This window comes from Marivivens sp. ABH4_498 (genome assembly GCF_056160585.1).
On record NZ_JBSWXL010000003.1, the window covers coordinates 263,125 to 275,163 of the forward strand.

Annotated in this window: 10 protein-coding genes; 5 read left to right on the plus strand and 5 right to left on the minus strand. The window is 56.0% G+C overall.

Annotated features, from left to right (window positions below; translation table 11 throughout):
• The first annotated feature begins 3 nt into the window (after positions 1 to 3).
• Both flgL and ACXAGA_RS08635 read left to right on the plus strand, forming a co-directional pair.
• Positions 4 to 1,260, plus strand: a complete 1,257-nt coding sequence (gene flgL, locus ACXAGA_RS08630; protein WP_475117077.1) for a flagellar hook-associated protein FlgL — start codon at positions 4 to 6, stop codon at positions 1,258 to 1,260.
• A gap of 27 nt (positions 1,261 to 1,287) precedes the next feature.
• Complete coding sequence (locus ACXAGA_RS08635; protein WP_475117078.1) at positions 1,288 to 1,947, plus strand: lytic transglycosylase domain-containing protein; 660 nt, start codon at positions 1,288 to 1,290, stop codon at positions 1,945 to 1,947.
• On the opposite strand, the gene ACXAGA_RS08640 is transcribed toward ACXAGA_RS08635, so the two are convergent.
• A complete protein-coding gene (locus ACXAGA_RS08640; RefSeq protein WP_475117079.1) occupies positions 1,944 to 2,990 on the minus strand; it encodes a cupin domain-containing protein in 1,047 nt (348 codons plus the stop codon). The genes ACXAGA_RS08635 and ACXAGA_RS08640 overlap by 4 nt on opposite strands.
• Positions 2,991 to 3,369: 379 nt before the next feature.
• On the opposite strand from ACXAGA_RS08640, the gene ACXAGA_RS08645 reads away from it, so the two are divergent.
• Positions 3,370 to 4,458: a sigma-54 interaction domain-containing protein gene (locus ACXAGA_RS08645; RefSeq protein ID WP_475117080.1), complete on the plus strand. Its 1,089-nt coding sequence runs from the start codon at positions 3,370 to 3,372 to the stop codon at positions 4,456 to 4,458.
• Here ACXAGA_RS08645 and fliD read toward each other — a convergent pair whose 3' ends face one another.
• Genes fliD through ACXAGA_RS08660 form a run of 3 tightly spaced genes read right to left on the minus strand, consistent with a single transcriptional unit; the run spans position 4,459 to position 8,067 of the window.
• Positions 4,459 to 6,084, minus strand: coding sequence for a flagellar filament capping protein FliD (gene fliD, locus ACXAGA_RS08650; RefSeq protein WP_475117081.1), 1,626 nt, complete (start codon positions 6,082 to 6,084; stop codon positions 4,459 to 4,461).
• 54 nt (positions 6,085 to 6,138) lie between these two features.
• Positions 6,139 to 7,296 (minus strand): OmpA family protein, encoded by a 1,158-nt coding sequence (locus tag ACXAGA_RS08655; RefSeq protein ID WP_475117082.1) that lies wholly within the window; start codon positions 7,294 to 7,296, stop codon positions 6,139 to 6,141.
• Positions 7,297 to 7,299: 3 nt separating this feature from the next.
• A complete protein-coding gene (locus ACXAGA_RS08660; RefSeq protein ID WP_475117083.1) occupies positions 7,300 to 8,067 on the minus strand; it encodes a motility protein A in 768 nt (255 codons plus the stop codon).
• A 261-nt stretch (positions 8,068 to 8,328) separates the two neighbouring features.
• On the opposite strand from ACXAGA_RS08660, the gene ACXAGA_RS08665 reads away from it, so the two are divergent.
• Positions 8,329 to 9,801, plus strand: coding sequence for a flagellin N-terminal helical domain-containing protein (locus ACXAGA_RS08665; protein ID WP_475117084.1), 1,473 nt, complete (start codon positions 8,329 to 8,331; stop codon positions 9,799 to 9,801).
• 194 nt (positions 9,802 to 9,995) lie between these two features.
• A complete protein-coding gene (gene rpoN / locus ACXAGA_RS08670; protein ID WP_475117085.1) occupies positions 9,996 to 11,318 on the plus strand; it encodes an RNA polymerase factor sigma-54 in 1,323 nt (440 codons plus the stop codon).
• On the opposite strand, the gene ACXAGA_RS08675 is transcribed toward rpoN, so the two are convergent.
• Positions 11,315 to 12,034, minus strand: a complete 720-nt coding sequence (locus tag ACXAGA_RS08675) for a hypothetical protein (RefSeq protein ID WP_475117086.1) — start codon at positions 12,032 to 12,034, stop codon at positions 11,315 to 11,317. The two genes, rpoN and ACXAGA_RS08675, sit on opposite strands and share 4 nt — an antisense overlap.
• Positions 12,035 to 12,039 lie beyond the last annotated feature (5 nt).

Sequence of the window (12,039 nt, forward strand, 5' to 3'; positions counted from 1 at the left end):
CCCATGAGTATCGGTAACGTCCTATTTACAGAATTCGCAACGCGCGGTTTCGCCCGCGTGCAGGATGATATTTCAGAACTACAGGGGCTGATTTCATCGGGCAAAAATGATCCGCGATCTTCGGCGGATCAGATGCGGGCGGCGCAGCTTTCTGCGTTCAAAGAACAACAAGCAGCCGTTGCCCATTTTGCCAATGCCGCTGAACAGGCGTCCAGCCGTGTCGCGCTGTCGGATCAGGCCATCGGGGATGCTGCAGTGATCATGCGCCGTATGCAGGAACTGGCGATCACGGCGGGCAACGACACGTTAACCGGCGCTGGGCTTGCTGGTTTGCGGGCCGAAGCAGAAACGCTGCGGTCGTCGTTGGTGGAAATTGCAAACCGCGTCGATGGTCTGGGGCAGCCGCTGTTTTCTGGCTATTCGCCCAGCCCTGCGTTCACCGAAACCAAAGAGGGCGTGATTTACAACGGTGACGAAGGTCGGCCTTCGCAACGGTTGTCGGAAACTTTGACATTGCCCGTTGGCGTGAATGGCAGCGAATTGTTTGGTGCTGTCGATGGCGGCACCGAAGGCATGTTTGACATGATCGACGGGCTTATCGCGAGCTTTGGTCAGGCCATGTATAACGCCCGTCCGAAGCTAGAGGTCGCCGAAAAAGCCGAATTGAAACTGAATGCAGATCGGACCGAAAAAACGGTGACGATGACGATCGAAGGGCCGACAGGGTCTGTCGAAGTATCCGCAGCTGTTGTCGCGGGGCTGCATGGCCCGATGATCGATGCCATCAATGCGGAAACCGCAAACACAGGCATTACCGCATCATTGGCCGATGATGGCGAAGGCATCATCCTGGAAGCCGCCGGTTATATGACTATTTCCCAAATGTCGCGTAGCGACGAACCCAAGGCGCCAATTGGGTCGCTACAGCAGCTTCAGACCAACAGCGCAAACCTACAGGATCCGATTTTGATACGTACTCAGGACAAATCGCAGTCCGCTATGATCGCCAATGTGGATCGTGCGCTAAATCACCTTGCTGAAAAACGGGCAGAGGTGGGCGCGATGGGCGCGACCGTGGATTCCCAGAAAGAGGCGCTGGATACCCGCAGCCTGAACATTGCCGAAGCGATTTCCGGATTGGAAGATTTGGATATCGCTGCGGCAGTGACGCGGTTGCAGTCGCTGTTGCTGACGCGCGATGCATCCCAGCAGACCTTTGTGAAAATCACGCAGACATCGTTGTTCGATTACCTGCGCTAAGTGGCGCGATGATTGCAGGGTAGGGGCATGATTAAATATGTCCTTCCCATAGTCATTGCATGCGCCGCGCCTGCTGCAGCATCCGTGCCCGATTGCGAACGGATCGCCCGTGAACATGCGTCGCGTGTGGGGGCTCCGCCTGATTTGGTTGTTGCGATTGCCCGTCATGAATCTGGCTATGATCCAAACGGCGTGGATAAACGCGCGTGGCCGTGGGCCGTCAATTTCAACGGCGAAGGCCATTATTTCGACACCCGCCAAGAAGCGTTGGCCTTTATCACCCGCATATCCGCAGCGGGGGCCGTCAATTTCGATGTCGGGTGTATGCAGATCAATTACCGTTGGCACGGCGATCAGTTCACTGACTTGAACCAGATGTTGGACCCAGATCATAACGTCGCCTATGGTGCCGATTATCTGGCGACATTGGCGTCTGAAACGGGCGATTGGGAAACGGCGGTCGGTCGATATCACAGCAGGGATGATACCCGCGCGACCCAATACGCGGCGGCCGTTGCGACCATCACGGAATTTGGCCCCACGGGGCCTGCGTTTTCAGACCCTGGCCCATTGATAGGGTTTGATGTGTCACAGACCGACATGGCGGGCCCGCAACAAGTGCCGCCACGTTTGCGCGTCCAATGGGACAAGGTCGAATATTTCAGGACGCTGTTGGCGCAGCGTTAAACCGTGTGCAGCTGTAGCCTTTTGTCGGGAACGGCGACCTGAATTTCCACCAGACACAATGGTTCATCACCCACATTTGTGATCGAATATTCGTGCGATTTGGGGATCAGCATGCGGTCGTTTGGCCCCAAAGATCGCGGTAATCCGTCAATTTGTGCGCGGGCCGCGCCTTTGACCACGATCAAGGTGCCCGTCTGTTCGCGGTGGACCCGCGGCGGCGTGCTGCAATCAGGCAGCAACGTGATCCAGCGGACACGCGCGCCATCTTCGCTGCGTAAAACATCCACGGTGCCCCAGTTCTGGTTGGCACTTGCCAATGATGGCGCGGCTGTCTGTGCGGCGTCCGCAGGCAATGGCGGTGGCGCAGGCAGGTTGACCACATGGCCAGTTGTCAAAGGCCACAGCTGGGTTTCAAAATCCATCACGTCCGCATTGGCGTAGTCGGCACCGGGAACCGTAATGTTTTGGCGCGTGCGCGAATTTTTGATGGACCGCCGCACGGCCGCCCGCATAGGCGCAGCAAAACGGCCGAAAAAGCCGCGCAAAGTTTTCGCCGTCGTCAGCATCAAACCTGCGGAATACTGAAAACGCTGCGTTGCTAGCGCGTCTTTGACCTGTGCTGGCGTCAATCCTTGGATGATCTGTTTGATGGGTTGCGCCGAGGTCGATGCGACGGTGCCTTGGGCCATTTCGATCAATGTGTCGCCGTCGCCGGAGGTCGTGCCCAATGTCACCATTTCACCAGACTGCACCAGCGGCAGGGTAGCCGCGATAGATTTGATCAGGGATTTGTTCATCGCGGGCAGCTGGCCCTTCAATACAATGACCAGCACCGCATCGGGATCAATCAGGCACACATGTTCGACAACAGCGCAGATCGCAGCAGCTGACCCACGATCCGAAGGCAGCTGTATCAATTCGGCGTCTGGTTCCGCAAAGGGCGTCGCGTGGGCGACAATGGGTGCATCAAACCCATCTGGCCAAGGCGTGTTTGTGGCCACATGTGGATGCAGGATGACAGGACGTAATGATAGATCGAGCATGTTAATTTCAGTCGTTCGTTTTCTGCCCCCGCGTACCCTAGATGGGTCTTTCTATGTAAAAAGTCGATTATTCATAGGCATAGGGTTCATATCCTCGCTGATTGAACCACCCTGTCTGTCCGATTCGGAAATTCATCCAGAAAGCTGATAAAAGCCGGATAAACCTAAGGATGATCTAATCCCACATATTGTGGATAGGTTTAGTTTGGCCCATAGAGTGTACCGCCTTTGGGCAAGATGGGCGCACCCATCGTGCAGGGTGACCTATCCTTTCGCGTTATAAACTAACCCTGATCACATCTCTCTAACGGCGGCGTGAGCGGGTAGTTTAGTCAATAAGTTGACATGACTAGTGACGGTTACACGGAAGGGTAAAATTATGACAACACACTGGACACCTATGGTTGATGTGATGGATTCCGTTTCCGTTGGGAAATCAAAGGTTTGCGACATCATTGTTGGCGAAACGCCGATCATGCGCCATGTCAAAAAACATATCGAATTAATCGGACGTTCGGATGCTCCGGTTCTGGTGCAGGGCGAAACGGGCACGGGCAAAGAATTGGTCGCCGAAGCACTGCACGCGGTTTCGGGGCGCTCTGGTGCGCTGGTTGCTGTGAACTGTGCGGCTATTCCTGCGGACCTTTTGGAATCCGAATTGTTCGGCCACGAAAAGGGTGCGTTTACGGGCGCTGACAGCCGCAAGATTGGTCGTTTTGAACAAGCGCACGGCGGCACGCTGTTTCTGGATGAAATCGGCGATATGCCTGCGGCGCTACAGGTGAAACTGCTGCGCGTTTTGGAAACCCGCAAGGTTCGCCGCATTGGGTCGATGGAAGAAATCGACGTCGATTTCCGTCTGGTCACCGCAACACACCGAGATCTGATTTCCGGAACCGAAGTCGATTTCCGCGAGGACCTGTTTTTCCGCGTCGCTGTTTTCCAGCTAGAGCTGCCACCGTTGTCGCAGCGGACATCGGATATCCCGCTGATTTTGGAACGGATGCTAGAGGACGTTTCGAAAAAGGACCCTGACATTGCGCTTCCGCATTTTGATCCGACCGCTGTACGTGCGCTGGCGGCGCATCCATGGCGCGGGAACGTGCGCGAACTGCGCAACACGCTGATCCGTGCGACCGTGTTGTTCCCAGGGCAGATGGTCAACGGCGAAATGGTCAAAGTCTATCTGCTAAACGCCGCTATGCCTGATTTGGCCGATGGAGTGCGCGTGACCGATGCGACGCTGCCAGAGGCGCAGGGCCTGCCAGATCCCGAAGATTTCCGCAAACTGGGCGAAGATGCCGCTGATCTGGATGTACGCCGTTACCTGCGCGACATCGAAATCGCATTGATCGAGGCCGCATTGGATCGCACGGCGGGCTGTGTCAGCCGTGCCGCAGATGCCCTGCGTCTGCGCCGCACGACGTTGATTGAAAAGATCAAAAAATACGGTCTTCAGCGCGATTAATCAGTCGCTGTTCCAGCTTTCTACCATGTTGGTTAGGTAATCTCCGGTGCTGTTCAGTTCGGAGATTGCCTGCTCCATCGCTGCGAATTTTGCCGTATAGCGGGCTTCTAGGATTGCGGCTTTTTCATCCAGAATTTCCATTTCCGCATCCTGTTCGGCAACGATTCCGCTGAAATACAATTCGCGTGAATCAATGGTGCCGTTGGTTTGCAATGCGCTGTCCAGAAACAGCTGGATTTTCGAAACCATCGACCGCCCAAATCCAACGTCCGCCGATTGCAACGTCGCAGCCGAGGTTAGTTTGGCCCCAGCCATGTTCCCTGTGATTGCGACAAAGCTCATGGATCCATCACTTTGCGCGGAGGCAAGCAGCGGCGTGCCGTCCAATGTCGCGGTCGCCGTGTCTGGATCGAATTCAAACCGGTAGGTGCCCGGCATTGTGGAATTATTGGGTGTACCGCTGATTTTCACCGCAGGATCATCCGATCGGAAAGTGTTTTGAAAAACAGCTTCGAACGCGGCGGGGTTTTTGTCGAACGATTGTTCGAATAGCGGTTTGTTGATGTAAAGCGACCCGTTGCGCGATGTCTGGATTCCCAAATCGGACAGATAAACGGGTTTGTCGGAATGCCCTGCAATCGGTTCGTTTAGGATTTTCTGGAAATCCGTGATCATGCGCTGAACCGTGCGATCGTTGTATAATTCGCCTGCTTCGCTGTCTTCGGTCGCATAGGCGGTCATGCTTTTCAAATTGGTCAGCGTTTCGTTGACCGAATTCACAAAGGCATCCAGCACCTCTTGGGCCAGTTCGGCATCGCGCGACACAGAAACGGTGGTTGCGTATTCTGTCGGGCTATTCAACGTCAGAGTCAGCCCGTCAATCGCGTCATCAATCGTGTTGGTTGGACGAAAAATGGTCACGCCGTCCACCGTCAGCATGGCATCTGCTGCGGCCTGAACCTGTTTGGCGGCGTTCGTGGTGGTGTTGTCAAAATTTTCCAAACCACCCGCTGCGTCCGCGCTGGCGGTTAGGCGAATGGCATTTCCTGCGCCCTCTTCGCTGACAACGCCCAAGGTAAAGGTGCCGTCACCACGATCCAGAACGCGGGCCGTTACGCCATCCAAAGACGACAACGCTTGGGCCAGTTCGTCTAGGGTCGCGCCTTCGCCGATATTGATCGAATTCGTCGTCGCATTCGGGTTCACAGCAAATGTCGTATCGTCGGCCCAGACGCCGATTTCGATGGTCAGTTCGCCGGTGCCAATAACATCGTCAGGGCTGGTGAAACCGGTAAATTCCAACACCTGACGCTGTGCGATGTTGATCACATCGACAGAAGAATTTTGTTCCTGAACTGCGGCGCGATCCGTCACTTCGACCGACACGCCACTGTTCGCGCTGTTCGCGGACAAAACCGATGTGCCGGACAAAATGTCCAACGCGCCGTCCAGATCTTCGAACATGGACCGCAAGGTGCCATAGGCGGAAATCGAAGTTTCAGCGCTGGTTTTTGCGCGCTCTGCGGTGCGCAATTTCGGTGCAATATCGGCCTGCACCAGACTGGTTGTCAGGTCTGAAATATTCAGGCCCGATCCATTTTTATTCAATGCGCTTAGATAATCCACGGCACTCACACCTTACAGTTGTTATCTAATGGAACGACAGGTTTCGAGAATTGTTTACTCGCCACTGTAGTTGATTTCGATTTCGATACGGCGGTTTTCCTCGCGGCCTGCGGCGGTGTTGTTGTCGGCGACAGGTTCGCTTTCGCCTTTGGATACGGCCAGCAACCGCGAAGGGTCGATCAAACCAGAGGCGCCCAGTTCGCGCACGACAGACGACGCACGCCCCGCGGCAAGGCCCCAGTTATCGGTGAATTGGCCGCCAGATAGGGGCACGTTGTCGGTGTGACCCGTCACGGTAATCTGGCTGTCGCCACCTGCGGCGCCCAATGCCAATCCCGCCATGATTTCGCGGGCCTGACCCGTTAGGTCAGCCGACCCGGACGAAAATGCCCCGCCTGCGCCAACGGTGATGAACACCTTGTCGTCTTCGCGCTGAACATCGACCAGACCTTGATCAATCTGTTCCTGCAAAGCGACGCGCATTTTGGCTTCGGCGATTTCTGCGCGGCGGTTTGCGGCTGCTTGGTCGCCGCCCGATTGCCCGTCACTGTTTGCGCCGATGGCTTCGGCCAGATCGCCCATCACATCGGACAGGCCAGACACCTGCACGTCGTTACCTGTTGCGCCTGCTTGTTCCATCGCTTGGGCCGCCTGCGCCATTTTTTCGGCAACCTCTTCGATTGGTTCATCTGCGGTGCCTTCGGGGAATTTGATCGTGACCTGATCGCCTTCCATTTCGACCGTTAGATCGCTGCCCATTTCGTCCAGCGCCTCTTGCAGGTCTTCCATCATTTCCTGTTGTTCAGGCGTCGGATCCGGCTGATTGTTTTCGGACACCTCTTGGGGTTCAGTGACGTCGGTATCTTCGCGGTCGCGGTCGGTTGTCTGCTGAGTCATCTCTTGCGTCACCGACGGCTGCGGCGACGGCGAGAAATTCATTTCGATGATTTGCTGACCTTCTGGCGCTTCCATCACGGGCACCAGACGCTGCACGCCGAATGCTTCGCGCAGGGAACCGGCGATCATTTTGAAACGTGGCTGGTTAAATTCCGCAAAGGACAAAATCAGAACAAAGAACGCCATCAGCAGGGTCGCCATGTCCGCAAAGGTGGCCATCCATGCGGGCGCACCAACAGGCGGACATTTCGGGCATTCCTGTTCTTCTTCCTCTGGCGGGGGCGGCGGAGGAGGGGGAGCTGGTTTCTTTGCCATGGTTTATGCCGCTGCCGCTGCCAGTTTCGCCTGCTCTTTGGGGGGCAGGGCTGTCATCATGACGTCTTGGATGTTACGGCTGCTTTCGCCTTTGGCGATGCCGCTTAGGCCTTCGATCACCAGTTCGCGATATTGGATTTCTTCGGCTGTATAGCCTTCCAGTTTGGTCAGCATCGGCGCAAACAGCACGTTCGCAAGGAACGCGCCGTATAGCGTGGTCAACAGCGCAACCGCCATCGCGGGGCCGATCGCCTTTGGGTCGGCCATGTTGCCTAGCATTAGAACCAGACCGACCAGCGTCCCGATCATGCCCATCGCAGGGCCGATGTCGATCCAGGCTTTCACAACGCCGTGGTTTGCCTCGTGGCGGGATTTCATCGCCTTGATTTCTTTTTTCATGGCGTTGGACATTTTTTCTTCGTCCGCGCCATCGACCAGCATCTGCAGACCTTTTTCGAAAAATTTGTCGGGGACGTCCTGACCCTCTAGGGCCATCATGCCGTCTTTGCGGGCAAGGTTCGCCAGTTCGACCATTTTTTCGATCAATGCCGTTTGGCTTTTGACGGGCGGCAAGAACGCTTTGGACATCGCGCCAAAGCTGCCCAGAAACGTGCCCATCGGCGCGGTGTACATCACAGCGAAAAATGTGCCGCCGAAAACGATCAGGATGGATGGCACGTCAATAAAGGGCGCAAGCCCCCCGCCCGAGATCATAGCCCCGACAATAAATCCAATCGCGCCAATTAGGCCGACGAGTGATGCGATATCCATTGCGTTCTCCGCAGTTGTTCAACTGGGTTAACGGCAAGGTTTGTGCCAGTTTAGGAAAAAAATGAAACTGCTGCACAACCCCGAGTATCGGAACGAAAAAAAGAATTAGAAAAATATCACTATATATATGGGGGCGAAAAAACGGGGGTCCGAACGAAAGAAAATTCACATCGATGCTAAACAAATTCCTGAGAGGCCGTTGAGGAGGACAAGCGCTGCACAGCGCACCCCACAAACTGCCCAGTTTTCTAGGAGGCAACGATGACTACAATTAACACCAACATTGGCGCCCTAAACGCACAAGCGAACATGTCGCGCGTTAATGACGAATTCAACACTGCAATGACCCGCCTATCGACCGGTCTGCGCGTAAACGCTGCAAAAGACGACGCAGCGGGCATGGCGATCGGCGAAAAAATGACCGCACAGGTCATGGGTCTGAACCAAGCGATCCGTAACGCATCGGACGGTAAAAACCTGGTAGACACCACCGAAGGCGCACACGTCGAAGTTTCGAACATGCTGCAGCGTCTGCGCGAACTGTCTGTTCAGTCTGCAAACGACACCAACACCGCATCTGACCGTGGTTCGCTGATGGCAGAAGCCAAACAGCTGGTTTCGGAAATCGACCGCGTTGCAGAAACCACCACCTTCAACGGCATGAACATCCTGGACGGTACCTTCAAAGGCAAGCAGCTGCAGATCGGCGCTGATGCTGGCACCACCATGGAAATCAACGTTGACTCGGCAAAAGCAACCGACATCGGCGCACACTCGGTCAAATCCGAAGCCGACATCGCGAACTTCTCGTCGGAAACTGTGACCATCTCGGGTCACCGTGGTTCGGAAAGCATCACAACTGCTGCAACCGACTCGGCCAAGGATATCGCTGCGCGCATCAACGGCGTCACCGCAGGCACCGGCGTATCGGCAACCGCGGAAACCAAAGCGGTTCTGGAAGGCCCAGAAGTTGGCGGTACCGCAGCAGCATCGACCGTTCAGTTCTCGATCAATGGTGTATCGACCAAAGCGGTTGCTGTTCCTGCAGCTGACCCAGCTGGCGGCGAACGTCTGGCATCGCTGCGTGACGCGATCAACGACCTGTCTTCGCAGACTGGTGTTTCAGCAGCGATCAACGACGATGGCAACATCGAACTGACCGACGTAGACGGCGACGATATCGCAATCACCGGTTTCTCGTCCTCGACCGCAACATCGTCGATGACCATCACCACCGGTGACGGCGCAGCGACTGATGATCTGGACGGCACCACCACTTCGGTGACCATGAAAGGTCAGGTTGAAATGTCTTCGACCCAGACGTTCTCGGTAGCGACTGACGCAACTGGTGCGGCAGCAACCGAAACATCCTTCATGGCGGTAGACACCGGCGTCGAACACTTCTCGTCCTCGCTGGACGCAGTGTCGGACATCGACATCACCACCGCTGAAGGCGCAGAGAGCGCGATCAAAGTGATCGACTCGGCTCTGTCGAAAATCTCGGACAGCCGTTCGGATCTGGGTGCGGTTTCCAACCGTCTGGACTCGGTTATCTCGAACCTGACTAACATCTCGACTTCGGTTCAGGCTGCTAAATCGCAGGTGATGGACGCAGACTTTGCTCAGGAATCGACAAACCTGGCCCGCGGCCAGATCCTAAGCCAGGCAGCGACAGCGATGCTGGCACAGGCGAACTCCTCGAAACAGGGTGTCCTGCAGCTGCTACGTGGCTAATAGGCCGTCGGTTTTTCGACAATATACGAAAGTATCTCTGCCGTCTCGGATGGCAGAGATTTTTTGTTTTCAATGGCTTAAAAGGTGTACGCCTTATTTCCGACACGGCGTTTCCGTCATTTTAGGCCTGTCAAATTGATTTTTTTCATTTTCTGCAGAATCGCGTCACCTTGAATGCAAGGAGAACGTGAACCATGCAGCTTTCTACATCTCAAATACTCAGTCAGCGCCAGTCGCTTGTCGTAACCGCCCAGCTTCAGCAGGCGATCCAATTGCTCCAGATGGGCAACCATGATCTGCTGTCGTTCATCGAAGAACAGGCCGAACAAAACCCGTTCGTCGAAGTCAAGGTTCCGGCTCAAGCGCCATTGCCAACAGGCGTGGCCGGTGCGCGCGGCGGAGATGATTGGGATCGTATCGCTGCATTGGCAGAAGAGGGTCCATCCCTGTACGCCCACGCAACAGCCGAAGTTGACCGTTTGGGCCTGTCACCTGAACATCGCCAAGCTGCCGAAGCGTTTCTGGACGCCCTAGAGCCATCGGGCTGGTTGGGCCAACCATTGGACCTGATCGCCATGGCCGGCGGCATTGATCTGGACACCGCAGAGGATATTCTGGCGCAGCTGCATAGCGTCGAACCTGCTGGTCTGTTCGCCCGTGATCTGGCCGAATGCTTACGTTTGCAAGCCATCGAAAACGAAATTCTGACGCCTCTTTTTGATGCGGTTCTGAAAAACCTGCCTTTGTTGGCGGCCGCGGATTTGAAAGGTCTGGCGCGCGCCTGTGATACAGACATGGACGCATTGCGCCCAGTTCTGCGCCAGCTGCGCAGCCTGAACCCGAAACCAGGTGCGATTTTCGAAGGTTCGACATCGGGCCAACGTCCGCCGGATTTGATCGTGACCAAAGGCGAAGACGACTGGAATGTTGACCTGAACCGTTCGACGCTGCCCACAGTGCACGTCCGTCGCAACGACACGATCAAACAGCTGCGCACCACCGAAGAAGGCAAAACCTATACCGAGGACCGTATCAACGTGGCCCGTTGGTTGCAGCGCGCGGTCGAACACCGCAACATGACCACGCTAAAGGTCGGCGCCGAAGTCGTGAAACGCCAGTCCGCGTTTTTGGAACACGGCGCATCGCATTTGCGCCCGATGATCCTGCGCGAAATCGCGGATGCGATCGGCGTACACGAAAGCACCGTAAGCCGCGTCACCACTGGCATGTTGATCCAGACCCCTCAGGGCACGTTGCCGTTGAAAGCGTTCTTTAACGCCGCCTTGGGCAACAAAGGCGAAGAAGCCAATTCCGCAGCCGCCGTGCGCCACAAAATCAAACAGATGGTCGCAGCCGAAGACCCGAACCGTCCATTGTCTGACGATACAATCGTTAAGATGATGAAAGAGGACGGTATCGATCTGGCCCGCCGTACGGTCGCGAAATATCGCGAAATGCTGAATATCCCGTCCTCGGTCCAGCGTCGTCGTCAGGCTGTTGTGTCTGGCGCGGCTTAATCCGCGACTTCTAGTTCTTCCTCTGAAATCGGCTCTTGGGCGGCGGCATACACAAACCGCCCCCGAGGGTCGATTTTTCCGTATGCGGCATGTGCGCCTGCTTCGGTTGTGGCGGCAACGATCGCGTAGGGTTGCATGCCCTGATTGATGCGGTCCAGACGGAACAGCGTTGTACCTGAACGCTGAACGATGACGCCGCAGGCCACGTAGATGAACGGAAATAGCACCCACCAAATAGCAGTTGAAATGGCGATAACAGCCGTGATTGCCGCCGTTGGCACCCACAACCGGTTCTGAAGCAGCCAGAAGGGCGCACAGAACAGGGCCATCATGCCAACGTCAAGCGGCTGGATGTCATACGCGCCGTCAGCGCGCCGCAGGATTTCCCAATTGCGCATCATGTCCGGGTCGGTCCGGTCGCCCGACCAGTCGGTGATCGCAGGGACCAATTCCCATTTGCCCAAATCAGGGTGCAGGGCCAAAACAGTTATGTCCACCTCGCCGCGGCGAAAGGTCAGTGCCACAGGGCGTCCGCCCGCATGCGCGAACCGTTCGTTCAACGCGGCCGCATTTCCGGCAAAGGCTTTGCCGTTGATCGCGGCCAGCGTATCGCCGATTTTTAACCCCAGCGCCGTGCCGGCTTCCGTTAATTTACGGCCCGTCAGGCGCAGAGTTTGCGGGGTGTTTGGTGTTTGATCTGTTTCGACGTCTGCCATGGGCG